At 70.7% G+C, this 26049-nt stretch carries 23 protein-coding genes; 7 read left to right on the forward strand and 16 right to left on the reverse strand.

All coding sequences use genetic code 11. The features are described 5' to 3' along the window. Positions 1-41 precede the first annotated feature (41 nt). The 13 genes from OG252_RS10390 to OG252_RS10450 form a co-directional block, all read right to left on the reverse strand. A complete protein-coding gene (locus tag OG252_RS10390) occupies positions 42-2093 on the reverse strand; it encodes a phosphocholine-specific phospholipase C (protein ID WP_266450312.1) in 2052 nt (683 codons plus the stop codon). A gap of 483 nt (positions 2094-2576) precedes the next feature. Next, positions 2577-3509, reverse strand: coding sequence for a sugar phosphate isomerase/epimerase family protein (locus OG252_RS10395; protein WP_329335429.1), 933 nt, complete (start codon positions 3507-3509; stop codon positions 2577-2579). Then, entirely contained in the window at positions 3506-4117 is a 612-nt protein-coding gene (locus OG252_RS10400; protein ID WP_329335431.1) for a nucleoside deaminase, read from the reverse strand. Before OG252_RS10400 ends, OG252_RS10395 begins: the two co-directional genes overlap by 4 nt. Positions 4118-4162: 45 nt before the next feature. After that, the gene (locus tag OG252_RS10405) at positions 4163-5689 is read right to left on the reverse strand and encodes a GMC oxidoreductase (RefSeq protein ID WP_266450306.1); all 1527 of its coding nucleotides are present in this window, start codon (positions 5687-5689) and stop codon (positions 4163-4165) included. A 53-nt stretch (positions 5690-5742) separates the two neighbouring features. Further along, the gene (locus OG252_RS10410; protein ID WP_329335434.1) at positions 5743-6873 is read right to left on the reverse strand and encodes an ROK family transcriptional regulator; all 1131 of its coding nucleotides are present in this window, start codon (positions 6871-6873) and stop codon (positions 5743-5745) included. Between the two features lie 8 nt (positions 6874-6881). Further along, complete coding sequence (locus OG252_RS10415; RefSeq protein WP_329345114.1) at positions 6882-8279, reverse strand: carboxylesterase family protein; 1398 nt, start codon at positions 8277-8279, stop codon at positions 6882-6884. A 5-nt stretch (positions 8280-8284) separates the two neighbouring features. Next, complete coding sequence (locus OG252_RS10420) at positions 8285-9166, reverse strand: carbohydrate ABC transporter permease (RefSeq protein WP_266450303.1); 882 nt, start codon at positions 9164-9166, stop codon at positions 8285-8287. Next, positions 9163-10080, reverse strand: coding sequence for a carbohydrate ABC transporter permease (locus OG252_RS10425; RefSeq protein WP_266450301.1), 918 nt, complete (start codon positions 10078-10080; stop codon positions 9163-9165). The genes OG252_RS10420 and OG252_RS10425 overlap by 4 nt, the downstream gene beginning before the upstream one ends. 7 nt (positions 10081-10087) lie before the next feature. Then, entirely contained in the window at positions 10088-11392 is a 1305-nt protein-coding gene (locus OG252_RS10430; protein WP_329335436.1) for an extracellular solute-binding protein, read from the reverse strand. Between the two features lie 260 nt (positions 11393-11652). Then, positions 11653-14715: a family 78 glycoside hydrolase catalytic domain gene (locus tag OG252_RS10435; protein ID WP_443068488.1), complete on the reverse strand. Its 3063-nt coding sequence runs from the start codon at positions 14713-14715 to the stop codon at positions 11653-11655. A gap of 151 nt (positions 14716-14866) precedes the next feature. Next, positions 14867-16138, reverse strand: coding sequence for an ABC transporter substrate-binding protein (locus OG252_RS10440; RefSeq protein WP_329335438.1), 1272 nt, complete (start codon positions 16136-16138; stop codon positions 14867-14869). A 55-nt stretch (positions 16139-16193) separates the two neighbouring features. Next, entirely contained in the window at positions 16194-17015 is an 822-nt protein-coding gene (locus OG252_RS10445) for a carbohydrate ABC transporter permease (RefSeq protein WP_329335440.1), read from the reverse strand. Next, positions 17012-17968 carry a carbohydrate ABC transporter permease gene (locus tag OG252_RS10450; RefSeq protein ID WP_329335441.1) on the reverse strand — a complete coding sequence of 319 codons (957 nt, stop codon included), beginning with the start codon at positions 17966-17968 and terminating at the stop codon, positions 17012-17014. The genes OG252_RS10445 and OG252_RS10450 overlap by 4 nt, the downstream gene beginning before the upstream one ends. A gap of 333 nt (positions 17969-18301) precedes the next feature. Here OG252_RS10450 and OG252_RS10455 point away from each other — a divergent pair, with 333 nt between their 5' ends. Beyond that, entirely contained in the window at positions 18302-19360 is a 1059-nt protein-coding gene (locus OG252_RS10455) for a LacI family DNA-binding transcriptional regulator (RefSeq protein ID WP_329335442.1), read from the forward strand. Positions 19361-19440: 80 nt separating this feature from the next. On the opposite strand, the gene OG252_RS10460 is transcribed toward OG252_RS10455, so the two are convergent. Then, complete coding sequence (locus OG252_RS10460) at positions 19441-19587, reverse strand: hypothetical protein (protein WP_266450290.1); 147 nt, start codon at positions 19585-19587, stop codon at positions 19441-19443. A 323-nt stretch (positions 19588-19910) separates the two neighbouring features. Further along, entirely contained in the window at positions 19911-20159 is a 249-nt protein-coding gene (locus tag OG252_RS10465; RefSeq protein WP_266450288.1) for a hypothetical protein, read from the reverse strand. 244 nt (positions 20160-20403) lie between these two features. Between OG252_RS10465 and OG252_RS10470 the strand changes: the two genes are divergently transcribed. The 3 genes from OG252_RS10470 to OG252_RS10480 are packed head-to-tail and all read left to right on the forward strand — an operon-like array spanning position 20404 to position 22585. After that, complete coding sequence (locus OG252_RS10470; RefSeq protein WP_266450286.1) at positions 20404-21471, forward strand: aromatic ring-hydroxylating dioxygenase subunit alpha; 1068 nt, start codon at positions 20404-20406, stop codon at positions 21469-21471. Beyond that, positions 21468-21653 carry a hypothetical protein gene (locus tag OG252_RS10475; RefSeq protein ID WP_266450284.1) on the forward strand — a complete coding sequence of 62 codons (186 nt, stop codon included), beginning with the start codon at positions 21468-21470 and terminating at the stop codon, positions 21651-21653. The genes OG252_RS10470 and OG252_RS10475 overlap by 4 nt, the downstream gene beginning before the upstream one ends. Continuing rightward, a complete protein-coding gene (locus OG252_RS10480; RefSeq protein ID WP_329335444.1) occupies positions 21650-22585 on the forward strand; it encodes a PDR/VanB family oxidoreductase in 936 nt (311 codons plus the stop codon). The genes OG252_RS10475 and OG252_RS10480 overlap by 4 nt, the downstream gene beginning before the upstream one ends. On the opposite strand, the gene OG252_RS10485 is transcribed toward OG252_RS10480, so the two are convergent. Continuing rightward, positions 22536-23354 (reverse strand): IclR family transcriptional regulator domain-containing protein, encoded by an 819-nt coding sequence (locus OG252_RS10485; RefSeq protein WP_329335446.1) that lies wholly within the window; start codon positions 23352-23354, stop codon positions 22536-22538. The genes OG252_RS10480 and OG252_RS10485 overlap by 50 nt on opposite strands. Positions 23355-23514: 160 nt before the next feature. Here OG252_RS10485 and OG252_RS10490 point away from each other — a divergent pair, with 160 nt between their 5' ends. Genes OG252_RS10490 through OG252_RS10500 form a run of 3 tightly spaced genes read left to right on the forward strand, consistent with a single transcriptional unit; the run spans position 23515 to position 26029 of the window. Then, entirely contained in the window at positions 23515-24483 is a 969-nt protein-coding gene (locus OG252_RS10490) for an ABC transporter substrate-binding protein (RefSeq protein ID WP_266450278.1), read from the forward strand. After that, a complete protein-coding gene (locus tag OG252_RS10495) occupies positions 24480-25253 on the forward strand; it encodes an ABC transporter permease (protein WP_266450275.1) in 774 nt (257 codons plus the stop codon). Before OG252_RS10490 ends, OG252_RS10495 begins: the two co-directional genes overlap by 4 nt. Beyond that, positions 25250-26029, forward strand: a complete 780-nt coding sequence (locus OG252_RS10500; RefSeq protein WP_329335450.1) for an ABC transporter permease — start codon at positions 25250-25252, stop codon at positions 26027-26029. The genes OG252_RS10495 and OG252_RS10500 overlap by 4 nt, the downstream gene beginning before the upstream one ends. Positions 26030-26049 lie beyond the last annotated feature (20 nt).

A 26049-nucleotide genomic window follows, 5' to 3' on the forward strand; every position in this document is an offset into this window, starting at 1 on the left:
CCGGTCCCTGACCAGACCGGATCTTTACCCTCGGGAAGGCTTTACCCAGTCATGACGGCCGGGTCGCTCACCCCCGGACGCCCGTTCTCCACATGTCCCGCGCACCTTCGCAGAAACGCCGGGTCCGCCTCGGACGTGACGGTCAGGTCGTACCAGCGCCTGCTCGCCGTGAGGTCGAAGGTGTGCCGCACGGTGGCTCCGGCGCGCACGGTGAAGGTCCTGGCCCGGTCGCCGTATCCGCTGGTGACCTTCAACCGGGCCGTGCCGGAACCCTTGTTGGTGAAGGTCAGCTCGACGTCGTCGCCGGTGTGGCGGGCGGTGACCTCGGGTCCCGCGCTCTTGTTCGGGCCCTTGAAGACGCGCAGGAAGCCGTTCGGGCCGTGCACGGCCAGGTCGTAGGAGCCGTTCGAGTACGCCGAGTTCCAGGTGTCGGCGATGCTCTTGCCGGCTTCGGTGGTGTACGTCCACGGGCCGTCGGTGCGGTTGCCGGAGGTGACGTGGAAGGCGGCACCCGCCTTCGGCCCCGAGGCGAAGGCGAGCGTGTACGTGCCGGCCCTCACGTCCACCGAACCGGACACGAGCGGGGCGTACTTCAGCGGGCGGGCCGGGCGCAGGCCGCGCTCCTGCACGGGCATGTCCGGGTCCGCCGGGGGCGTCGGGCTGTAGTCGGGGTGCCGTTCGCGGTCCGGCGGCTCGTAGCCGTCGGTGTCCGGCAGCGCGGCCGGCCTGGTGTCCTTGCGGGAGAAGTCGAAGGCGGACGTCAGGTCGCCGCAGACCGCGCGCCGCCAGGGCGAGATGTTCGGCTCGCGGACGCCGAAGCGGCGCTCCATGAACTGGAGGATCGAGGTGTGGTCGAGGGTCTCGGAGCAGACGTAACCGCCCTTGCTCCACGGCGAGACGACCAGCATCGGCACGCGCGGGCCGAGGCCGTAGGGGCCGGCCGGGCGCTTGCTGTCACCGGGGTAGACGTCGAGGGAGACGTCGACCGTGGACTTGCCCTGCGCGGCGGACGCCGGCGGCAGCGGCGGCACCACGTGGTCGAAGAAGCCGTCGTTCTCGTCGTACGTGATGAACAAAGCCGTCTTCGCCCACACCGCCGGGTTGGAGGTGAGCGCGTCGAGAACCTGCGAGATGTACCAGGCGCCGTAGTTCGAGGGCCAGTTGGAGTGCTCGGAGAAGGCCTCGGGGGCGGCGATCCAGGAGATCTGCGGCAGCCGGTCGGCCTTGACGTCCGCCTTCAGCCGGTCGAAGTAGCCGTCGCCGTTCTTGACGTCGGTGCCGGTGCGGGCCTTGTCGTACAGCGGGTCGCCGGGCTCGGCGCCCCGGTAGGTGTTGAAGTAGAGCAGCGAGTTGTCGCCGTAGTTGCCGCGGTAGGCGTCCTCGATCCAGCCCCAGCTGCCCTTCGCGTCGAGGCCGTCGCCGGTGTCCTGGTAGATCTTCCAGGAGATCCCGGCCTTCTCCAGCCGCTCCGGGTAGGTCGTCCAGCCGTAGCCGAGCTCGTCGTTGCCGAGGACCGGGCCGCCGCCCTGGCCGTCGTTGCCCGTGTAGCCCGACCACATGTAGTAGCGGTTCGGGTCGGTCGAGCCAATGAACGAGCAGTGGTAGGCGTCGCAGACCGTGAAGGTGTCGGCGAGCGCGTAGTGGAAGGGGATGTCCTCACGGTCCAGGTACGCCATGGTCGTGGTGCCCTTCGCGGGCACCCACTTGTCGTACTTGCCCCCGTTGTAGGCGGCCTGCCCGTCGGTCCAGCCGTGCGGCAGGCCTTCCAGGAACTGCATGCCGAGGTCGTCGGCGTCCGGGTGGAAGGGCAGCACCTCCTTGGTGCCGTCCGACTGGTGCCATACCGACTTGCCGTTGTCGAGCGCGACCGGACGCGGGTCGCCGAAGCCGCGGACGCCCCTCAGCCTGCCGAAGTAGTGATCGAAGGAACGGTTCTCCTGCATCAGGACGACGATGTGCTCGACGTCCTCGATCGACCCCGTTCGGTGGTTCGCGGGCAGGGCGGCGGCACGCTCGATGCTGGCCGAGAGCGCGGAGAAGGCCGTGGTGGCACCCGCGAGTTGGAGGAATCTGCGCCGGTTGACTTCGGACATGGCTGAGGGACCTCTCGCCTGGAAGGTGTTCGACCGGCCGGATGGTGACGGAATGCGCGCGAAAGGAGTGTTCCAGGAGCACCAAACGTCAGGGAAGGGTGTGATGGCGCTCATGTGAAAGTCGTCGGTACGTGGGGTGCTCGGGGCCGGGGTGAGGGCAGGTTCGCGATCACGGCGGACACCCACACCTCGCTGTCCGCCCCGCCGAAACGGCCCGTACGCCGGCTCCTCGCCGCCTCCGTGGGCGGCCGGTCGGCGGGCCGCTGATGGGCGCGATCGCGGACCGGCAGGGGCGGCGCGCCGCGCTGACGGTCGCGACGGGCAGATGAACGGGTGGGGCCGGCGCATCCCGTTCGTGCTCGGGGCGGTACGGAGCGCACCATAAAGTTGGGGTGCACCGGGCGCTTCCCCTGGTACGTCGCCGTCCTCTGCCTCGGGTCGTCGCTGGTGTATCTGCGGCTGCCGGAGACGGCCCACACGGAGCTACGGCGCTGAGGCCCAGCGTTGCGCCACGGCCTTGCCCGCCCGCAGCGCGGCCACGGGGTCGGCCGCCTCGTCCAGTTCGACGAGTACCGTTCCGGCACCGGGCGTACGGGACATCGCGTCGGCCCAGCCCTGCCAGTCCACGATGCCCGTGCCCAGTGCGGTCATGTAGGGCTGCTGCTGGGCGAAGACCGTGTCGTCGATGGTGAGTTCCACGTCGATCGGCCTGACCGCGTCCTTCCAGTGCGCCAGCGCGATGCGCGGGGTGTGGCGGCGGGCGACGGCGACGGGGTCTCCTCCGCCGAGGGCGATGTGGCAGGAGTCGGGGCACAGCCACACGTAGCGCGGGTCGGTGAGGGCCATGAACAGGTCGATGTCGCGCTCGTACCAGAGGGTGCTGTTGGACTCCGTGTGGAAGGCGAGCCGCACGCCGTGCCGGGCCACCGCCTCGCCGACCGCGTGCGCGATGTCGGCCATGCGGGTCATGTAGGCGGCGTCGACGAAGAAGGGCGGGCGGGTCCCGTACGTCGTCCGCATGGGCAGGCCGGTGACGAGGAGGTCCGCCCCGACGTCGGCGAGGAAGGCCGCGCGGCGCTCGGCGTCGGCGACGATGGCGGGCAGGTTGTCGCCGTGCCGCCAGTCGGGGGCGTCGCTGCCGGCGATGAAGGCGCTCACCACGGACAGGCCCCGGCTCGCGAGCTCGTCGCGGAACGCGGCCGCGCTGCCGAAGGCCCGCAGGGCGGAGTCGAGGTCGCCGGGGGCGAAGGTCAGCTCGATGCCGGTGACTCCGGCGTCGACCAGGGCGTGCATGACCCGCTCCCAGAAACGCTCCGGGTTCGCCGCGGCCCAGTCCCGCACGGCGTCAGCCGACTCGAGCCCCCAGAAGTCCGGGTGGTAGAAGGTGATGATGTCGGTGGCGAAACGGGGCGTCATTCGGCACCGCCGCGGGCGTTGTAGACGACGATGCCGTCGGCGGAGTCGACGGCCTCGCGGTAGGCCCGGAACACGGTGAGCGCCTCGTCCCGGAGCACGTCCTGCACGACCTCGATGCCGCGTGCCTCGAACTGTTCGGCCCAGTCGGCGCCGAGCGGGCCCTCGTCGAAGGTGGTGATCTCCTCCAGTTCCGGGCCCTCGCCGGCGACCACGAGTCCGCGCACGCCGGACCACAGGGTGGCGCCGTAACACTGGATGCAGGGACGCCAGTTGACGACCAGTTCGTGCGCGGGCAGCCCGTCGCCGCCGAGGTCCCAGCCGCCGGTCGCCGTCTGGGCGAGGCCGAGCGCGACGACCTCGGCGTGGGCGCTGGAGATGCCGGAGGCGAGGACGACGTTCACGCCGACCGAGACGATCCGGCCGCCGGCCCGCTCGGCGACGAGGGCCGCGAACGGGCCGCCGTTGCCCTCGCGCCAGTTGCGGTCGGCGAGGCGGTGCACGAGGCGCATGCGGTCGTCGCGGTCGGGAACGGCGGCGGGCACGCCGGCCAGTTCGTCGTCGATCCAGGACGGCAGGGCCACCTGGTACCGCTTGGCGACGTCGATCATGATGAGGTTCCTGTCAGTGGGTCAGTGGGTCAGTGAGTCAGTGAGTCAGTGGGCGGCGAGCGCGGTGTTTCGTACGGCTACGGCACGGGCCGCCCGGACGGCGGTCACCGTGCCGGTCAGGGTGACGTTGGCGGCCATCGCGGTGGGGATCACGCCGTTGCCCGCGAGGTACAGGTTGTCGTAGCCCCACACCCTGCCGTCCGGGTCGCACACGCTGGTGCCGTCGTCGGCGCTGCCGCAGCGGACGGTGCCGGTCTGGTGCAGCGACGAGCCGGGCGGGAGCAGGGCGCTCTCGGTCGCGGAGTCGAAGGGGCCGAACTCCTCGGCCAGCGACCGTACGTCGTCCAGTGCCCGGCCGATCAGGGCGCGGTCCGCGTCGGAGTAGTCGAAGTCGACGGTGATCCGGGGCATCCCGGCGAGATCGGTCCCGGTCTCGGAGAACACGAGCCGGTTCTCGGGGCGCGACTCGACGGGGACGTACAGGGAGAGGCCCACGGAGTGGGCGAGGGGCCGGCCGCCCTCGTCCACGTAGGTGCGGTCCATGATCTGACCGTGGAACGGCTGGGCCGCCCCGTTCTGCGGCAGCCACAGCGAGTCCGTGCTGAACTCGCCGGGGCGTGGCAGGGGCAGGGCGTCGACGTCGATGCCGAAGCGGTCGAGGTCGAGCAGGACCCGGGCGGTGACGAAGGCGTGCTCGTTGAGGTGACGGCCCAGCGCGTGGGGCCGTATGCCCGAGGCGAACAGCAGTTGCGGGGTGCGCAGCGCGTCGGCGCACACCACCACGGTGTCGGCTAGGAGTTCGGACTCGGCGCCGTCGGCGACGCGGCGCAGCCGGGCGCCGGCGACACGGTGGTCCGAGACCAGGAGCGAGGTCGCGAGCGTGCCGGTCACCAGGGTGAAGGCCGGGTCGCCGCCGGTCGCGAGCGCAGGGAAGATCGTGCCCGGAGCCGTGCGGGGCATGGGGCCCGACGGCGTCGGGGTGACGGCCATGGGCATCGGCTGCGGCCCCCGGTCGTGCGGCCCCACGCCGTCGAAGCGTCGGCGCAGGACGTCGAGCACCGTGCGGCCGACCTCGGTCGGGCCGATCGCGGCGGGGGTGACGGCGAGGATCCGGTGCGCGGTGTCGAGATCCGCCGCCCAGCGGGCCGGATCGCCGAAGTCGAAGACCTCGTGACCGGCGGGCCAGGGCGTGGCGGCGGTCCAGTGGACGCCCATGCCGCCCGCGTTCCACGCGAGCGCCGTCGCGGGCATCGCCTCGGCGTCCTCGCCGAAGGCCAGGGCGTGGAACATGCCGGGCGTCAGGTCGGTGAGGTCGCCCGCGACCTCGCGCACCACCTCGGCGCCGGTGTACATGCCCTGGATGCCGGTGGCGACCTGTTCGTTGTAGCGCGCCCACAGGTCCGGGTCGTCGAGGTCGTGCAGGTGCAGTCCGGGGGCCTCGCCGATCGCGCTGCCGCCGTCCACCATCGTGATGTGCAGCGCCGGGTCGCCCTCGCGCAGCTGCCGGGCCACGACGGATCCCATGATGCCGCTGCCCACGATGAGGACGTCGGTGCGGGGGGTGTCGGTCAAGGTGAGACTCCATGTGTTGTGCCACGGGTGCGGGAAGGTGGGGGGCGTTGGTGTCACGCGCGCGGGACGAGCGGGCCGAACAGCTGGGTGTCCATGCGGTCGAGGGCCAGCTTGACGGCGCCGACGAGGGCCGCGTCGCGGCCCAGGCGCGTGGCCCGCAGCTCTGTCTCGGGGGCGCGGGCGTCGAGCATCGCCTCCCGCACCCGGGGCAGCAGCACGTCGGCCGCGTCCTCCAGACCGCCGCCGAGCACGATGAGCGAGGGCGCGACCGTCCACGACAGGATGGTGAGGATCGACGCGATGTTCTCCACGAACTCGTCGACCTCCGCGAGCGCGGCCGGCTCGCCCGCCCGGGCGGCCTCGCAGCGGGCGAGGGCGACGGCCCGTTGGGCGGGTTCCGGTGAGCTCAGCCAGGCCACCGGGTGGTTCTCGACCGAGGCCGTCGGTATCGACCGCGCCTCGACGATCTCGCCCGCCGCGCCGTCGAGACCGCGGTGCACGGCGCCCCGGATGAGGATGCCGAGACCGGTGCGGTTGCCGAGGATCGCCCAGACGACGTTGTCGTGGTCGTCGGCCACGCCCCGCCAACGCTCCGCGAGCGCACCGAGGTTGGTGTCGTTGTCCGCGAACCAGGGCATCGGGATGCGCCGGCCGAGTTCCTCGGGCAGGTGCACGCCTTCCCAGTGCGTCGTGTGCACCAGGCGCCGTACGACTCCCTCGTCGTCGATCGCGCCGCCGCTCGCGACCGCGCCCGCGCGCAGCCGGTCCACGGATCCGCCCGCGTCGTCGAGTGCCTCAAGGACCAGGTCCGCCGCGTCGTCGAGGGTGACCTGCGGGTCCTGGTAGGCGCGCAGCGGCCCGTGCGCCCGGCCGAGGATGCGGCCGCGTACGTCGGCGACGACCGCGGTCGCGCCGGAGGTGGTGATGCACACGGCCGCCAACAGGGCGTGTTCGGCGCGCAGTTCGTAGCGTCGGGCGGGGCGCCCGGCGGAACCGCTGACCGGCACCCGGTCCAGTTCCGCCACCCAGCCGGCCTCGACGAGCGAGTCCAGGATGAGTTCGATGGTGCGGCGGGACAGGCCGGCCTGCTCGGCGAGCGCGGTCAGCGTCGTCGGCCCGGCGGACACCGCCAGGGCACGCAGGATGACCGAGGTGTTGACGCGTCGGACGGCGCTCTGGTTCATCCCGGACATCAGCACGCCCCCGCCGCCTCGGACCCCGGCCCCGACCCCGGCCCCGGCCCCGACCGTACGACGGGGTCGAACACGCCCGTGGTGTCGGCGACGAGCGCACCACCGGGCCGGCCGTATTCGCGCGCCGGGTCGCCGACGGCCCCGGTCGCTCTCGCCCAGGCCGGTTCCCGGCCGTGGACGAACGCGGTCAGGTCGGCGTGCATCGACGTGGCCAGTTCGCGGGGCGGGTTCGGGCCGAGCGCCTGGGCGACTCCCGGTGCGTCGAGTACGTCGAAGAAGTACGGGATGTCGACGCAGTGCGCGGCGCCGCCGAGCACGGGCGAGGGCCACTCGAAGGAGTACAGCCAGGTGCCGGCGGCGGCGTCGCGACGGGCGGCCGCGGCGCGCGGACAGGCGGCGCGGAACAGTGTGTCCGTGCGGCGGGTTCCGGCGAGGCGGCCTTCGTCGGTGGAACCGGCGCCGCTGTCGAACTCGTCCCCCGTCGCCCCGAGCAGCAGGGGTACGTCGTGCCCGTGCGCGGCGAGTCCGTCGGCGACCGGCACCGGCAGGATGTCGTCGCCGACGAACGGGGCGAGTACGAGCGTGCCGTCGCCGCCCCTCTCGTCCCGCAGGTCGAGCACAGCCCGCTGGAGCTCCTCCACGGTGCGGTCCCCGAACCCGGCGCGGGTTGCGGGAACGCCGAGCCTGTCCCCGAGTTCGTCGAGGAAGTCAGGTACGGCGCCCGCCTCGAAGAAGCCGCCGGACAGGCTGACCGCGCGGTGGAAGCGGCCGTCGCGGGCGGGCGAGGAGAGCAGCGCGAGGACCGCCGCTCCACCGGCCGACTGGCCGGCGACGGTGACCCGGTCCGGGTCTCCGCCGAAGGCGGCGATGTTCTCCTGTACCCAGTCGAGGGCGAGCAGCAGGTCCCGCAGCCCTAGGTTGGTGGGGACTCCGTCCAGTACGGCGAAGCCGTCGACGCCGAGACGGTAGCCGACGGTGACGCAGACGACGCCGTCGCGGGCGAAGCCGCGGCCGTCGTACCACGGACTGGCCGGGCTCCCCGCGAGGAACGCGCCGCCGTGGATCCACACCAGGACCGGGAAGGGCCCGCGGTCCTCGTCCGCGGCCGGGGCGACGACGCCGAGGTTCAGCACGTCGTCGCCCGGCACCGACGGCTCGGGCACGGTGGTCGTGGCGAAGAGGGGAACGCGCTGGGAGGTGGGGCCGTGCCGGGACGCGTCGTACGGCTGCCGGAACCGGCCGCGTCGGACCGGTGCGGCGAACCGCCGTGCGCCCGTGGGCTGTTGGGCGAAGGGGATGCCGAGGAAGCGCCGGGTACGGCCGTCGCGCCGGCCGACGATCGTGCCGGCGGGGGCGTGCACGGCGTCCGGTTCTCCGGGTGCGTCGAGGGAGTTCATCTCGGTCACCGCATTCCCGTTCCGGAGATCCCCTGCACGAAGTAGCGCTGCAGGAACAGGAAGAGCAGCAGCACCGGCAGCATCACGACGATCGCACCGGCGAGCAGCAGGCCGTAGTCCGTGACGTGGGCGGCCGCCTGGCTGGTGGCGGCGAGGCCCACCGGCAGCGTGTAGGTGGACATGCTCTGGGCGACGATGAGCGGCCAGATGAAGTTGTTCCACGAGGCGAGGAACGACATGATCGTGATCGTCGCGACGGCGGGGCCCGCCAGCGGAAGAAAGATCCGGAAGAAGATCCGGAACTCGCCCGCGCCGTCGATCCGGGCCGCTTCGAGGAGTTCGTCGGGGATCGACGCCGCGTACTGCCGCATGATGAAGACGGACAGCGGCATCGCCACACCGGGCAGGGCGATACCGGTGAGGGTGTCCGCCAGGCCGAGGTCGACGGTGATCACGAACTGGGTGACGAACACCGCGGTGAACGGCACCATCATCGCCGCCATGACCGCGCCGAACGCGATCCGTCTGCCCGCGAAGTCGAGCTTGGCGAGGGCGTACCCGGCGGCCGACGCCGCGACGATGTTGCCCGCCACCACGATGACCGCGACCACGACGCTGTTGACCATGAACTGGCCGAAACCCTCCGTTCTGAACAGCCGCAGGAAGTTGTCGAAGGTGACCTGCTGCGGGAGCCAGGCACCGGGGTCGGAGCGGATCTCGTCGAGGCTGCGCAGCGAGCCGCTGACCACCCAGAAGAACGGGAGCGTCGTGAGCAGCGCGCACAGCACCAGCGCGGCGTACAGCAGCGGCCGGGCGACGGACCGGCGGGGCGCGGCGAGGCGGTCGGTGGTGGTCGCGGTGTTCCGCAACGCGGCGAGAGCGGTCATGCGCGGGGCCTCAGCAGTCGGAACTGGACAAGACTCACCACGGCCACCAGGACGAGCATCACGAAGGACGCGGCCGAGGACATCCCGAACTCGCCGGCCCCGAACTGGTGGTAGGTGTACAGCGCCACGGACTCGGTGGAGCCCAGCGGGCCGCCGTCCGTGAGCAGGTACGGCTCGTCGAAGACCTGGAGGTAGAACACGGTCAGCAGCACGGACACCATCAGGGTGGTCGGCAGCAGCAGCGGCAGGGTGATGTGCCACAACTGCCGCCGCTTTCCTGCCCCGTCGAGGGAGGCCGCCTCGTACACGTCGTCCGGAATGGCCTGCAGCCCGGCGAGGAACAGCACCATGGCGGTGCCGAAGTTGCGCCACACGCCGAGCAGGATGACCACGGGCATGGCGAGGTCCGGGTCGTCCAGCCAGTTCGGTCCGGCGAGGCCGACGGCGCTGAGCGCCTTGTTGACGGTGCCGTCGGCGTAGAAGGCGTACTGCCAGATCAGGGCGACCGCCACCACGTTGGTGACGACCGGCGCGAAGAAGAGCGTACGGAAGGTGCCGCGCAGCCGGCGGATGCCGGAGTTCAGCGCGACGGCCAGTCCGAAGCCGATCAGCATGGTCAGCGGCACGCCGACGGCCACGAACAGGGCGGTGTTCAGGATGTCGCGCAGGAAGCTCTCGTCCTGGAACAGCCGGACGAAGTTGTCCAGGCCGGTGAAGTCGACCGCGAGCGGGTGCCTGAGGTCCGTGCCCCGCAGGTCGGTGAAGCTGAAGCCGAGCGCGGCGACGGTGGGGACGGCCGTGTAGAGCAGGAACACGAGGGCGAACGGTGTGAGGAACAGCCAGGCGACGGCCGTATGACGGGTGCGCCGCCGGGCGCGCTGCCGAGTGCCCGCAACGGGCGTGGTGGTGGTCATGGGCGGCTCACTTCGCGCCCGTGCCGAGGCTTTCGGCGTACGACTGGATGTTCGCGGCGGCCTTCTCGGCGCTCGACGTGCCCTTGACCACGGCTTCCGTCTCCTTGCCGATCCGGGTCGCGACCTGCTGCCAGGTGGTGACCTGCGGGAAGGTCCGGGTGTTCTTCAGCTGCGTGAGGAAGGCGTCGAGCAGCGGCTGGCCCTTGATCGCGGGGTCCTCCCAGGCCGAGATGACCGCCGGGAGCGAGCTGTACGCCTGGTACTGGGCGACCTGGGTGCTCGGCTGCGCCATGTACCGGACCAGCTTCCACGACGCGTCCGCGTCGCCGCTGCCCGCGAGGACGCCCCAGCTGCCGCCGGCGGAGAAGGAGACGTTGCCCGAGGACCCGGCCGGCAGGGGGGCGGTGGCCACATGGGACGCCGTCCAGCCCTTCTTCTTCGCGGCGGTGTCGAGTTGCCCGATCACCCACGGGCCGGTGATCATCGTGGCGGTCTTGCCGCTGACGAAGTACGGCTGCGCGTCGAGGAACGTGGGCGTGGCGGTGTCGGCGATGCCCGAGGTGAAGAACGACGCGTTGTACTTCAGCGCGTCGACCATCGCGGGTGTGTCGAGTGTCCAGGTCCCGTCGGAGGAGAGCAGCGAGCCGCCGGCCTGCCAGGCATACATCGCGACGTCCTGGCCGTTGAAGATGTCCCACCCGTTGTCGGCACCCAGGCCGCGCTTGGCACCGGCGCCCTGGAGCGCCTTGAAGAACGGCAGCATCTCGTCCCATGTGGCAGGCGCCTCGACACCTGCCTTTTCGGCCAGGTCGGCGCGGTAGACGAGGGCGTACGTGTAGGCGTACCAGGGCACGGTGTAGGCCACGTCGTCGACCACGCCCGCGTCCCACAGGCTCTTGAAGAAGCCGTCCGGGTCGACGAGGCCGTCCGGCACGGCCCGCAGGATCGACGGGTCGAGGAACTGCGCCTGCGACTCGGGGAAGAACTGGGCGACATCGGGCCCCTTGCCCGCCGCGACGGCCGACTGGAGCTTGGTGTAGTACTCGGCGTTCGGGATCAGCGTGACCTTCACGGTGACGTCCGGGTTCGCCGCCTTGAAGGGCTCGATGACCTTCTCGAGCACGTCGGCGTCGCCCTGGGCGGCCCAGACGGTGACGGTGCCGGTGGCCGGGGAGTCGTCGATCGGCTTGGCGGAGGCTTTCGCGGCGGCGGCGGTGTCGTCCTCACGCCCGCAGCCCGTCAGGCCGAGCGTGCCGAGGACGGCCATGCCGGCGGTCAGCTTCAGGGCACCGCGTCTGGAGAGGTTGGGCACCTTGGGCTCCTGGGATTTCAGGGGGAAGTAGCGTTTTCGGTCCGACGGACCCAGGAGCGAAGCTATGAGCGATGCATTTCGGCCATATACACGGGGCCGTCACGAATAATTTCGGAACTTGTAGCGAAATCGGTATGGGGGGATTCGGGGTGAGATGCCCGACTGGCGGGGCGCGTCGGCCGACTGCGCTGCGGTACCTCCACAGGTACCGCAGCCGGTGTGTTCGTCGCTCGGCGTCAGTCGGTCAGTCGGTCAGTCGGTCAGTGGAGCCGAACGGTCAGGTGGTACGTGCCGGACGGGATCCAGTAGGACGACACCCCGTCCGCGTGGCCGAGGAAACGCACCCCGTCCGCGCGCGCCAACGGAGTACGCCCTTCCCGCACCGCGTCGGCGGAGACGGCCGGAAGGCGCAGGGTCGCCTCGCTGTTCGCGGGCACGACCGCGTCGTACACCAGCGTCCGGCCGTCGTCGTCGACGGCCCACTCGCTTCTGATCTCGCCGTACGGCGACTCGTAGGAGCCGGACACCCGCGTGACGCCGCCGGTGGGATCGAGGTGGGGTTGCAGCAGGAAGCGCTTGAAGCCCGGACTGTCCGGGTCGCGGGCGATCCCGGCCATGTAGGCGTACATCCACTCCATGATCGCGCCGTACGCGTAGTGGTTGAAGGAGTTCATGCTGACCGGACCGAAGCCGTCGTCTGCGGAGTAGGAGTTCCAGCGTTCCCAGACGGTGGTGGCGCCGTTCTTCACCGAGTACAGCCAGGACGGCAGCGCGTCCTGGTGGAGCAGCTTGTACGCGAGGTCCGCACGGCCCTCCTCGGTGAGGACGGGGGCGAGGACGTTGACGCCGAGGAAGCCGACGGACAGGGTGTTCTCGGCGTACCTGACGCGGCTGCTGTCCGGGTGCGCGGCCTTGTAGGCGGCGTCGTTGCCGATGTTGTCCGCCAAGTGACCGACGAGCTCGCGCCGTTGGGCCTCCGTCTCGTAGAACCCGAGTTTGAGGACCCACAGCAGTGCCGCCTGGCTGTTGTCCTCCGTCTTCTGGTTCGGGTCGGCGCCCGGTTCGATCGGGGAGGCCTCGCCCAGACTGGACCTGACCGTGACCCGGCCGCCCTCGGTGCTCAGGTACGTGGCGATGAACGCCTGCTTGATGCGTCCGAAGAGCCGCTCGTACGCCGTTCCCTCCGCCGTCCGGCCGGTCGCGCGGGCCATCTGCGCCATCAGGCGGGCGACGTAGCCGTAGTAGACGTCACTCATCAGCTGGGCGCTGGTCTTCTGCGGGGCCAGCCAGTCGCCGGTGAGGGAGCCCTGTCCGGCGAAGGTGTCGCCGGTCTGCTCCCGGATCCAGTCCAGGTAGCGGGTCATCGCCGGCCAGTTGTCCTCGACGACGGTCGCGTCACCGGTCATCTGCCACACGGTCCACGGCACGATGACCCCGGCGTCCGCCCAACCGCTGCCGCCCCCGGGCCAGTTGTAGCGCCCGCCGGGCGCGACTCCGGTGAACTGGGCCTTGTCCATGCCGTAGATGGTCTGGGAGTCGACGACGGTGTCCTGGAAGTGACTGAGGAAGACACCGGCGTCCGCGTTGTAGAGGCCGGTCGTGGCGAAGACCTGGGTGTCGCCGGTCCAGCCGAGGCGCTCGTCGCGCTGCGGGCAGTCGGTGGGCACCCAGAGGTAGTTGCCGCGCTGACCCCAACGGATGTTCTGAGCCAGCTTGTTGATGTCGGGGTCGTCGGTGGTGACGGTGCCGGTCTCGCGGATCGCGGACGTGGCGACCTTGCCGGTCAGGCCGGTGATCGTGACGGTCCGTGTCGCGGTGACGGAGACGTAGCGGAAGCCGTAGAAGGTCAGGGAGTCCTGACGGGTCTCGCCGTTCCGGTCGCCCTTGAGGACGTAGGTACTGGTGGCCTTGGCGCTGCGGAGGTTGGCCCGGTACACGGAGCCCTCGGGGCCGTCCGCGCCGGCGCTGTCATCGTTGAGCATCTCGCCGAACCGGAACTCGACCCGGGCCCCGGCCGGACCCCGCACGGTGTACCGGGCCACTCCGACCATGTTCTGGCCGAGGTCGAAGACGGCGGTCTCGCCGCTGCCGATCGTGACGGGGGCCAAGGCCGCCTTCGCGGGATCGGTCACCGTCCGGGCCGGGTCCACGACGATGCGCCCCTTGCCATTGGGGCTGCCCTCCTGTCCGGTCACCCCGGTGGCGACGGTGATCGACTCCGGCCGCCGGTCCCACTTCGACATCAGGCGTGCGGTCTCGCCCGGGTAGGCGAGGAGCCGCACGTCCGGGTACTTGTCCTCGAAGGCGACGCGTTCCACGTCCGACCAGGCGGAGTCGTCGAACCCGTGGGCCGTCCAGCCCGGCAGCTCCATCCGGGCGTCGTAGGTCTGGCCGTCGTAGATGTCGTCGGCGCGGCAGGGGCCGGTGTCGGTGGCCTTCCAGCCGCCGTCCGGATCGGTGACGACCGTCTGCGAGGACCCGTCGGCGTAGCGGACCAGGAGTTTGGCCTTGACGGCCAGGGCGTTGCCGTCCTTGGAGTAGTACGTACTGCCGTCGGATATGCGGCCGTTGTACCAGCCGTTGCCCAGGACCACCGCGAGGGTGACGTCCGGCTCCCGCGTCACGAGGCCGGTGACGTCATAGGTCAGATAGTTGACGCGGGCGTCGTAGTTCGTCCAGCCCGGCGGCAGCAGTTCGAGCGTGGTGCCGCCGTCCTGGGGGACGCTCACGCGGCGGCCGTTCACGTAGGCCTCGTACACGCCGAGGGCCGAGACGTACAGCCGGGCCTCGCGGACCTGGGACCGGTTCTTCAGGGCTGCTTCCTTGCGCAGCATCGGCGCACCGGCGGAGTTCGGGGTCTTGCCCTTCATCCCGATCCACTGCGCGCCGTCCCAGCCGGCCACGCCGTCGGTGCTCATGAGGCCGGTCTCGAAGAAGGACGGGGGCGCGGTACCGACCGTACGGCCTTCGGCGTCCCAGACGGTGACGGTCCAGTGGTAGCGGGTCGAGGCGCTCAGCGGCTTGCCCTTGTAGCGGACGGCCACGGAGTCGGAGGAGAGCACGCGGCCGCTGTTCCAGAGGTCCGCGCGGGCGGTGGTCAGCCTGTCCGGAGAGCTCGCGACGAGGATCCGGTACGTCCCCTGGCTCCGCCCGCGGGCTGCCGACCGCATGCGCCAGCCGAAGCGGGGCCGGGCGGCGTCCACACCGAGCGGGTTCGTGCGGTGTTCCACGGTCGGCCCGGACACCTCGGCGTCCGAGGTACCGCGGGCGGGTGCCGCGTGTGCGGCGGTGCTCCCGCCCAGGGCACCGGCCACTACCGGCACCGCCGTCGCCGCGAGGACGGTCCGACGGCGGACTCCCCCGCCGTTTCCGCCGGCCCGGTCGCTGTTCTGAACCTCACGGTCGGCTCCCTCCGCGTCGTGTTGTGCATTGCTCACACCGTCGTCCCTTCGGGTGTTCGGGGGTGGCGGATGGTCAGGAGCCGGCCTTGTAGTCGGCGTCCATGTCGGCGAGCAGCTCCCCGGGCGTGGACTGCCCGCTGAAGATCTCCTGGAGGCCGCTGAGCATGGTCTGCTGGACCTTGGCGTTGGGCCACAGCTGGTCCATGAACGGCACCGTGCGGTCGGCCCCGATGAACGTGGACAGTTCGGCCAGCGACGGGTCCACGGCGTAGCCCGTGTCGGGCAGCGAGGGCAGACCGCCCTGCTTCGTGACGAACAGGTTCATGCCCTCGGGCGACATCACGAAGTCCACGAACTTCAGGGCGAGTTCCTCGCTCTTCGCCTTGGCGTTGACGCCGTAGCCGGCGCCCGCGGCGGCAGGTATGAGAGTCGCGGCCGGGTCGTCGGTGGCCGGGAGCGCCTTGAGCGTGAACGTGCCCTTCGGGTTCTTCTGCTTCAGGAGGGCGATCACCCAGTTGCCCTGGACGATGCCGAGGGTCTTGCCGGAGGCGGCAAGTGCCTGGCTGGCCTCGTAGTTGGTGCCCAGGGGGTTCTTCTGGAAGCAGCCGGTCTTCTCCATCGTCAGGTACTTGTCCAGGGCGTCCGTCCACGGCGACTCGGCGAAGGTGGCCTGCCCCGCCTGCATCTTCCGGTCGAAGTCGCGGTCGTCGCCGTGGACGGTCGTGGCGACCAGCGCGTACAGGACGAGCTGGGTCACCCAGTTGTCCTGGTTGCCCAGCGCGAAGGCGGGGGTTCCCTTGGCCTCGGCGGCCCGGCAGAAGGCCAGCAGCTTCGTCCAGGTGTCCGGCGGGGTGAGCCCGGCCTTCGCCATGGCCTGCTGGTTGTAGACCGCGCCGATGCCGTTCTGCCCGAAGATCGCGTTGTACGTCTTCCCCTCGTACTGGGCGACGCTCTTGATGGCGTCCGGCATCCTGCCGGCCCACGGCTGGTCCGAGAGGTCGCGCAGGTAACCGGGCTCGGCCAGGACATGGGTGGCGCCGGGATTCCCGTTGCCGGGCCAGACCGACATCACGTCGGGTGCGGTGCCCGAGGACAGCTGGGTGCGGATCTGCTGCTGGTACTGGTCGGCGCCGCTGGTGGTGTAGCGGACCTTGACGCCCGGGTTGGCCTTCTCGAACGCCTTGACGACGTCCTCGACCGAGCCCTGGTCGACGGAGGCGAGCGTCAGGGTCGTGGAGCCCCCGCCGGAGCCGCCGGAGTCCGCCTTCGTGCCGCCGCTGCAGGCGGCCAGCACCGCCACCGACGTCACCGCGGCGACCAGGACCGGGAGTGTGCGTGTCTTCATGAGGTCCCCCTCGGGGAAGTGCGACCGGGCATGAGGGACGGGTGAGCGGCGCGGGTCATCCGCGCAGCCCTCCCGCGAAGCCGTTGATGATGCTGCGCTGCAGCACGAAGTAGACGAGCAGGACGGGCAGGATGCTGATCACCAGGGCGGCGAAGATGAGGTTCCAGTCGGTGACGTACTGACCGACGAAGCCGGCGATCGCGACCGGCATGGTCTGCTGGGCGCTGCCGCTGAGGTACAGCAGCGGGGTGAAGAAGTCGTTCCAGACGGCGACGGCGTTGAGCACCAGGGCCGTCACGGTGACCGGTTTGAGCATCGGCAGGACCACGTGACGGAAGCCCTGCAGCGGGGTGCAGCCGTCGATCAGGGCCGCGTCCTCGAAGTCGCGGGGCAGCGCGCGCAGGAAGCCGACGTAGAGGAAGACGGTGAACGGCACCTGCAGGCCCGCGTAGAAGAGGATCAGCGCCCAGGGAGTGCCGAGCAGGCCCAGGTCGCGCATGGTCTGGTACAGGGGCAGCGAGGCGAGCTGGAAGGGCAGCACGAGGCCCAGGAGGAAGGTCAGGTACGTGCCCCTCGACCAGCGAGCGGTGATGCGGGCCAGCGGAAACGCCGCGAGCGACGACACGGCCAGCACGATGACGACGCTGACGGCCGTCACCAGCGCGCTGTTGGCCAACGCCCCGCCCAGGGCGCCCTGTTGCCAGGCCTGCGAGAAGTTGTCCAGCGTGGGCGAGGTGGTCGGGCTGATCGGGGACGAGGTGTCCGACGCCGGCCGCACCGCCAGGTTGACCAGGACGTACACCGGGAAACCCACGACCAGGGCGACGGCGACCATCGACAGTTCCAGCGCGAACGTGCGCCCGCGGTACCGGTTCACGAGGCGGCCCTCTCGTTGCGGGCCAGCACGAGGTACTGCCCGGTGGAGACGACCGCCACGATGATCGTGAGGACGACCGCGAGCGCGATGCTGTAGCCGAACTCGCCGAGCGTGAAGGCGTCCTTGTAGATGAGCGTCGAGATGGTGTCGGTGGCGTGTCCCGGTCCGCCGCCCGTCAACGCGTAGACCTGGTCGAAGAGTTTGATCCCGCCGATGATCGACAGCATCAGGTTGATGGTGAGGGCCGGGGCCAGCAGCGGCCGCGTGACCGACCAGAAGCGCCGCACGGGACCCGCCCCGTCGATGGCCGCCGCCTCGTGGATCTCCTTCGGCACCGACTGGAGTCCCGCCAGGAAGATGACCATCGAATAGCCCGCGAACTGCCAGACGACGACGCCGACGACCGCCCACAGGGCGAGCCGGGGACTGCCCAGCCAGTCCTGCCGCAGGCCGTCCAGTCCGACAGCGCCCAGCAGGCCGTTGACCGCGCCGTCGGGGCCGAGCAGGTTGCGCCAGAGGTAGGCGGTGACGATCGGGGTGATCACGGCCGGGGCGAACAGGAAGACCCTGAGCACGTTCCGGGACTTGAGGGCCGAGTTGACCCCGAGGGCCAGCAACAGGCCCAGCGCGTTCTGGATGACCGTGATCGACACCGCGATCAGCAGCGTGTGCCCGATGGCCTGCATCGCGTCGGCGTCGCGGAGCATGGTGGAGAAGTTGTCCAGGCCCACGAACGAGAAGTCGGGATCCAGACCGTCCCAGTCGGTGAAGGCGTAGTGGACACCGCGAGCGCTCGGCACCAGGACGACGAAGGCGAACAGCAGCAGTGCGGGCAGCGCGAACCACCAGGGCGGCGTGGAGCGTGCGCGCCGGACGCGCACGACGGGGTTCGCGTCCGGAGCCCGGTCGTGGTCGTCATGGTCCGGAAGGTGCTCGTGCTGGGCGAGGATCACCGACGCGCCTCCTTTCCTGAAACGTTTCAACGTGACTGCCGGGCCTGGCTTGCAGTGAGTTCGTCCGGTGAGTCGGAGCAGTGAGAGGTGCCTGCCGGCTTCCACGAACCGGGCTGATCGGTCCGATCGGGCCGGGAATCCCCGGCCCTGATGGGTAACGTTTCCCAAAGGGTGTGGCCAGACCCTAGGGACGCTCCCGCGTGACGTCAAGATGCCGCACAGGCTGCACGATTGTTACGACGGTGTCCTCGCGCGGCCTGACCTGGCGCCTGCCGAGCCGCGGGCGGCGTCCGTACACTCGGCGGCAACGTTCCCCAACGGGAGAGGACCCGGATGGAACCGTCCGCACCACGCCGCCGCGTCACCATCGTCGATGTCGCGCGGCACGCCCAGGTGTCCACGACCGCCGTGTCCAAGGTGCTGCGCAACGCGTACGGAGCCAGCCCCGAGATGCGGTCGAAGGTGCGCCGCGCGATCGACGAGCTCGGCTACCGGCCGCACGCCGGTGCCAGGGGGATGCGCGGGCAGACGTACACCATCGGCGTGATGCTGCCCGACATCCGCAACCCGTTCTTCCCCGAGGTCCTCGACGGCATCACCCACGCGCTGGAGGACACGGAGTACCAAGTGCTCCTCGGGCCCGGCTGCAACGGCGAGAAAGCCGAGGCCCGGGTCACCGAAGCGATGATCGACCGCGGCATGGACGCCCTGATCCTGATCGCGCCCGTGTCCCGGCGCGACCACCTCGAGAGTGTGGCCGGCGCCGTACCGACGGTCGTCGTGGGCCGGCACGGGTCCTCTCCGGTGTACGACACGGTGGTCAACGACGACGTCGAGGGCGCCTGCCTGGTCGTCGGCCACCTCGTCGGCCTCGGGCATCGGCGGATCGCGCACATCGACCACCTCGAAACCGACCCGACGCGCCTCGCGGAGATGCCCAACGCCCGGCGCGCCGACGGATACCGGCAGGCCATGCGCGCCCACGGTCTAGCGGAGTCGATCGACGTCGTCTCCACCAGCTACACCCAGGAGGGCGGGTATCTCGGCGCCAAGCAGCTGCTGGACCGCCCCCTGCGCCCCACGGCCGTGTTCGCCGGAGCGGACGTCGTCGCGATGGGCGTGCTGGAGGCAGTGGCCGAAGCCGGGCTGTCCGTGCCCGGCGACATCTCGGTGGCCGGCTACGACAACACCGCGTTCGCCGCGCTCGGCCCGATCTCCCTCAGCAGCGTCGACCAGGCGGGCCACGAGATCGGCAGCAACGCCGCCCGTCTCGTCCAGGACCGGATCGCCGACCGGAGCCGGCCCTCGGTCCAGGTCCGCCTCTCTCCCGCCCTGGTACCACGCCGGACCACCGGCCGGCCACCGGCGGCGGCCTGCGACGGTTCCGCCTGACTGCCCGAGTCTCCGCTCTCAGAGGCCGATTTCGCGCGACCCCTCCGTGGACGGCAGAGGCTCCGCTCGGTGACGACGGGCTACCGTTGTTTGCGTTTGATGAGGTAGGCGGCGGTGAGACAGCCGATCGCCACGAAGACGAACACGATGGCTGTCGTCGTGCCGCCCGGAAGGCTTCCACCGCGGGCGAGAAGCCAGTGACCGGTGTCCTGGCCCCCGCTGTCCATGGGGTACATCGTTCTCCTCCGGAGTGTGTGGTCAGGGCCGGTTCCGGCCTCGTCCCGCGAGCCGGGGAAGCAGGATCACCACGCACATCGCCAGGGCGCCGATGGCCACGACGACCCACCCACCGCGGTTTCCTCCGGCCACGATGATCAGCCCGAGGACGACGGCCAGGCTCCCACGGCGACGGCGCCGGCGGCGTTGCGTCGCATGGCGGCGCGGGAACCGTACAACTCACGATGGAAGAGCGGCACTTCCCTCTTCCGTCCTTCCGCAGACGCTCTGGGGCGAGCCTCGTGCCGCCCGCCCCACAGCACTTCTCGTTCGGTTATCCCACCGCACTGCTCGCAAGCTGCCCGGCGGCGAAGCCGGCAGCAGTGCATCCCGCGGCCACCAACGCTCCGCCCACGCCCGCCGTGGGCAGAGCGAAGAAGCCGGCCGCGAAGTAGCAGGCGAACTCACCGGCCGGCCCCGCGGCGGCACCGGCCAGATCGCCGACGAGCCCCTCGGCGTCCCCCAGGGCGAAGTGGCCGAGGGCCGTACCGGCGTCGAACCCGGTGCGGAAGGTGTCTCGCAAGCCGCGTGCGGGGCAGGGACTCCTCCACGGAGCGGTCGTAGCGCTCGATCAGGCGGTCCGTGCACGTCAGCAGTGTGTTCACGACGGTTTCCACCGCAGACCGGCCAACGCTGTGACCTGGCTCTTCGTGGAAGATCTTCCGCCTGGCAGAAGCCGCCTTGCCAAGCCGCGGCTACCGTCACGACTCTGGGTCCAACCACGGCACGCGGGGCGACGACGCCCCGCCGACAGGGACGGGAACGCCATGCCGCACACGACCGCCTTCGCCAGGAACCAGTGGTACGTCGCCGCCTACAGCCACGAGGTGGGGCGCGAGGAGTTGCTCGGCCGTACGATCCTCGGTGAGCCGCTCGTCTTCTACCGCACCGAGGAGGAGGGCACTCCCGTCGCGCTGCACGACCGCTGCGTGCACCGGCGCTACCCGCTCTCGAAGAGCGGCCTCGACGGCGATCGCATCGTCTGCGGCTACCACGGCTTCACCTACGACCAGACCGGCGCCTGCGTGTACGTGCCGGGCCAGAAGCGCATCCCGCGCACCGCCCGCGTCGCCTCCTACCCGGTCGTCGAGCAGGACTCGCTGATCTGGGTGTGGATCGGCGACCCGGCGCTCGCCGACCCGCAGACCATCCCGCGCGCCCGCCACCTGGACTCCCCCGGCTGGGTCACCGTGCGCGGCATGGAACCGATCGACGCCGACTACGGGCTCCTCGTCGACAACCTCCTCGACCTGTCCCACGAGACGTATCTGCACGGCGGCTACATCGGCACCCCCGAGGTCGCCGAGACGCCGATCACCACCGAGGTCGACGAGGGCGCCGGGATCGTCCGGGTGAGCCGGCACATGGACGACGCCGAGTGCCCGCCGTTCTACGCCAAGTCCACCGGCATCCAGGGCCGGATCACGCGCTGGCAGGACATCGAGTACCACGCGCCCTGTCTCTACCTGCTGCACAGCCGGATCGCGCCGGTCGGTGTGGTGCCCGAGGCGGACGGCAGCGACCCGAACGGCTTCCACACCGAGATCACGTACGCCATCACGCCGTCCGCCGACGGCAAGGTGTACGACTTCTGGATGGTCTCGCGCGACTGGGCGACCGAGGACCCCGAGGTCACGGAGTTCCTGCGGGGCAACAACCACACCGTCGTCATGCAGGACGTCGACGCGCTCAACCTGCTCCAGGAGACGCTCGGCAGCGAGCGCACCGGCTACCAGGAGCTGAGCATCAACATCGACACCGGCGGCCTCGCCGCCCGCCGTATCCTCGCCCGCCTGGTCGAGGAGGGCGCCAAGCCGATGGAGAAGGTCCAGTGACCAGCCCCACGGGCGAGGTCTACCGCATCGACTGGCTGCCGGGCACGGACCTCCTGCACGGCACCTGTCACTGCGGCCGCGAGCACACCTCGCAGGATCCCATCGAGATGTGGGAGTGGATGCTCGCCCACCCCCAAGGACACGAGCCGCAAGGACACGAGCCGCGAGGAACCAGCTCATGAGCCTGTACGAAGCCGAACTCGTTGTCGACCGGCGGGAGTTCGCGGCCGACGGCGTACTCGCCCTGACCCTGCGCCACCCGCTGGGCGAACGGCTTCCGGACTGGGAGCCCGGCGCCCACATCGACGTCGTGCTCGGACCGGACCTGGAGCGGCAGTACTCGCTGTGCGGCGACCCGGGCGACCGGGACGCCTGGCGGATCGCCGTGCTGCGCGAGCCGGACGGGCGCGGTGGATCCGCCCATGTGCACGGGCAGTTGGGGCAGGGCGACAAGGTGCGGGTGCGCGGGCCCCGGAACCACTTCGCTCTGCGAACCGCGCCCCGCTACCGGTTCGTCGCCGGCGGCATCGGCATCACGCCGATCCTGCCGATGCTGGCGGCGGCCGAGGCGGCGGGCGCCGAGTGGACGCTGCTGTACGGCGGGCGCAACCGTGAATCCATGGCGTTCACCGAGGAGTTGGGCCGCTACGGGGACCGCGTCACGATCGCGCCCCAGGACGAGACGGGCCTGCTGGACCTGGGCTCGGTACTCGACGACGTCCCCGAGGGCACGCTCGTCTACTGCTGCGGGCCCGGGCCGCTCCTCGACGCGGTGGAGGCGCGGTCCCCGGCCGGTGTGCTGCATGTCGAGCGGTTCCAGGCCAAGGAGCAAGTGACCGGCGAGAACACCGAGTTCGAGGTCGAGCTGGCGCAGAGCGGCCGCACGCTCACCGTCCCGAAGGACGTCTCCGTGCTGGACGCCGTGCGCTCCGCGGGCGTCGAGGTGCTGTTCTCCTGCACCGAGGGCACCTGCGGGACCTGCGAGACCGACGTCCTCGAAGGCACCCCGGACCACCGGGACTCGGTCCTCACGGACGAGGAACGGGAGGCCGGGGAGACCATGCTCATCTGTGTGTCCCGGTGCCGCGGGAAGCGGCTCGTCCTCGACCTGTAGACAGGGCGAGGTCGGCCTCGATCCCGGCGACCGCCGCCAGCAGGTGCGGCAGCAGGTCCCGGCGTACCGACGCCAGGGACTTGCGGCTGGCGTGCACCGGGATGTTCACCGCCGCCACCACCGCGCCGCCCCGGTCCCGCACCGGGGCGGCGATCGACCGCAGCCCCTCCTCCAACTCCTGGTCGACGAGGGCGTATCCCTGCCGGCGCACCCGGGCGAGCTCCGTCCGCAGCGCCTGGGCCGACACGATGGTGCGGGCGGTCAGCGGACGCAGGTCGGTGCGGGCGAGCCGCGCCGTGAGGTCCTCCTCCGGCAGATGGGCGAGGATCACCCGGCCCACCGAGGTGACATGGGCGGGGAAGCGGGTGCCGACGGTGATCGCCGCGGCCATGATGCGGCGCGCGGGCACCCGGGCCACGTACACGACGTCGTCGCCGTCCAGCACGCACAGCGACGACGACTCCCTGGTGCACTCGACCAGTCGCTCCAGATGCGGTTCGGCGATCTCGGGCAGCGAGGCGCTCGACAGGTAGGAGTAGCCGAGTTCCAGCACGCGCGGGGTGAGCCGGAAGGCGCGGCCGTCCTGGTGGACGTATCCGAGGTCGACGAGGGTCAGCAGCAGCCGGCGGGCCGCCGCGCGGGTCAGGTCGCAGGTACGGGCGACCTCGCTGAGCGTGCACACCGGATGCTCGGCGTCGAAGGCGCGGATGACGGCGAGCCCGCGTTCGAAGGACCTCACGAAGTGCGCTGCGCGGACCGGCTCGGGCATCGAGGCCTCCAGCACTGTCAACCATGTCGTCGGCCATCCCCCAATTGACCCTGAGCCGTTGCGAGTTCTACCTTCCCGCTGAGCACGCTTGCGCACTAGTGTGCGGTCTGCGCACAACCTGTCGGAACACCGCTGCACCGATGTCTGCACAGGAGGAGCCATGCGTCGTCTGTTCGCCGGTCTCACCGCCGGCACCTTCCTGCTCGCCGGGACGGCCTGCGGCTCGTCCGACGACGGTTCGTCGGACGCGGGCGCGTCATCCGGCGGGACCACCACCGTCAAGCTGGGGCTCATCCCCATCGTCGACGTCGCACCGATCTATCTGGGCCAGAAAAAGGGCTTCTACAGCAAGCACGGCCTGAAACTGTCGATCTCCATCGCCCAGGGCGGTGCGGCGATCGTGCCCGGAGTCACCAGCGGACAGTTCCAGTTCGGGTTCTCCAACGTGACCTCGCTGCTGGTCGCCCAGTCGACGGGCGTGCCCGTCAAGGCGGTGGCCAACGGCATCGCGTCGACCGGCGTGGAGGGCAAGGACTTCAGCGCCCTCATGGTGAAGAAGGGCAGCCCGATCAAGTCGCCCAAGGAGCTCGAGGGCAAGAAGGTCGCCATCAACTCTCTGAAGAACATCAACGAGACCGCGGTGCGCGAGTCGGTGCGCAAGGCGGGCGGCGACCCCGACAAGGTGAACTTCGTCGAGCTGGCCTTCGACCAGATGCCCGCGGCCCTCGACGGCGGCCGGATCGACGCGGCGAGTGTGGTGGAGCCCGCGCAGGCCACCGTCAAGAGCCAGGGCGGCACCGTGATCGCCACACCGATCGTGGACGTGGCGAAGGACACCACCGTCGCGCTGTACTTCACGTCGGCGCAGTACCTGCAGCAGAACCCCGACGTGGTGAAGAAGTTCAAGGACGCCACCGCCGAGTCCCTCGCGTACGCCGAGGCCCACCCGGACGAGGCCCGCGAGATCATCACGACGTACACGAAGATCCCGGCATCGGTGCTGACGCAGGTGACTCTCCCGAAATGGCCGGCCGAGCCGAACCGGGCCTCCATCGAGGCGCTGGCGAAGCTGGGCGAGCAGGACGGTCTGTTCAAGAAGACCCCCGACGTGGACGCGCTCCTGCCGTGAAGGGGGAGAACGCGGCCCTCGGCGCCGCCGGGCTCGCGGCCTTCCTCGCCCTCGGCGAGGCGGTGCCGCGGCTCGGCCTCGTCAAGGAGGAGTACTTCCCGCCGACCAGCCGCATCGCCGACGCCCTCGCGGACGAACTCGCCGACAGCGCCTTCTGGTCGGCGCTCGGCGACACCCTCACCGGCTGGGCGCTGGGCCTGGCGATCGCGGCCTGCGCGGGCGTCGTCGCCGGGGTGGTGATCTCCGTGGTCCCGTATCTGCGCGAGGCGACGGCCTCGACGATCGAGTTCCTGCGCCCCATCCCCTCGGTCGCGCTGATCCCACTTGCGGTACTGCTGTACGGCTCCGAACTGCGCTCGGTGCTCCTGCTGGTCGTGTACGCCTCCTTCTGGCAGATCCTCATCCAGACCCTGTACGGCGTCCAGGACGTCGACCCGGTCGCCGAGGAGACGGCCCGCTCGTACGGCCTCGGCACCTGGGCGCGCGTGCGGCACGTCCTGTGGCCGACCGCGCTGCCGTACGTCATGACGGGCCTGCGGCTGGCCGCCGCGGTCGCCCTGATCCTCGCCATCACCGCCGAACTCGTCATCGGAGCACCGGGGTTGGGCGCCCGGATCGCCGTCGCGCAGAACTCTCAGGCGGTGCCCGAGATGTACGCGCTGATCGTGGTCACCGGTCTGCTGGGGCTGCTCATCAACGTGGGCGCGCGTACCGTGGAGCGACGGGCCCTGGCCTGGCACCAGTCGGTGCGCGGGGAGGTGGCGGTATGAGGCGCGTCCTGCTGCGGCTGTTCTTCGTGCTCGCCCTGCCCGCGCTGCTCGTCGCGGCCTGGTGGCTCGCGTCCGACGACAGCACGGACGTGTTCTGGCCGCCCCTGCGCACGATCATGCAGACCTTCCCCGACGTGTGGACCGCCCAGCGTCTCGAGGACGACGTCCTGCCCAGCGTGCTGCGGCTGACGGGCGGTTACGCCCTCGCGGCCGTGGTGGGCGTGGCGGCCGGCACGGTCATCGGCTCCTACCGGCGCGTGCGCGCGGTGTGCGAACCGGTCCTGGAGTTCCTGCGGGCCGTGCCACCGCCGGTGCTCGTGCCGGTCATCATGCTCTTCGCGGGCATCGACGACACGATGAAGGTCACCGTCATCGCGAGCGGCTGTGTCTGGCCGATCCTGCTCAACACGGTCGAGGGCGTCCGCGCGGTCGACTCCGTGATGGCCGAAACGGCACGCTCGTACGGGATCAAGGGGCCCGCGCGTCTCACCCGCCTGGTGCTGCCCTCCGCGAGCCCGCAGATCTTCGCGGGCCTGCGCCAGGCCCTGTCCATCGGCATCATCCTGATGGTCATCAGCGAGATGTTCGCGGCCAGCAACGGCCTCGGTTTCACCATCGTCCAGTTCCAGCGCAGTTTCGCGATCCCCGACATGTGGACCGGGATCCTCGTCCTCGGTCTGCTCGGGTTCCTGCTCTCCGTCGTCTTCCAGCTGGTCGAGCGGCGGGCTCTGGCCTGGTACCACGGCCTGCGCGCCTCGGCCCGGCGGTCCCCGTGAGTCCCGTGAAAGGGCGGTCC

The sequence above is a fragment of the Streptomyces sp. NBC_01352 genome (assembly GCF_036237295.1).
Classification (GTDB): Bacteria; Actinomycetota; Actinomycetes; order Streptomycetales; family Streptomycetaceae; genus Streptomyces; species Streptomyces plumbiresistens.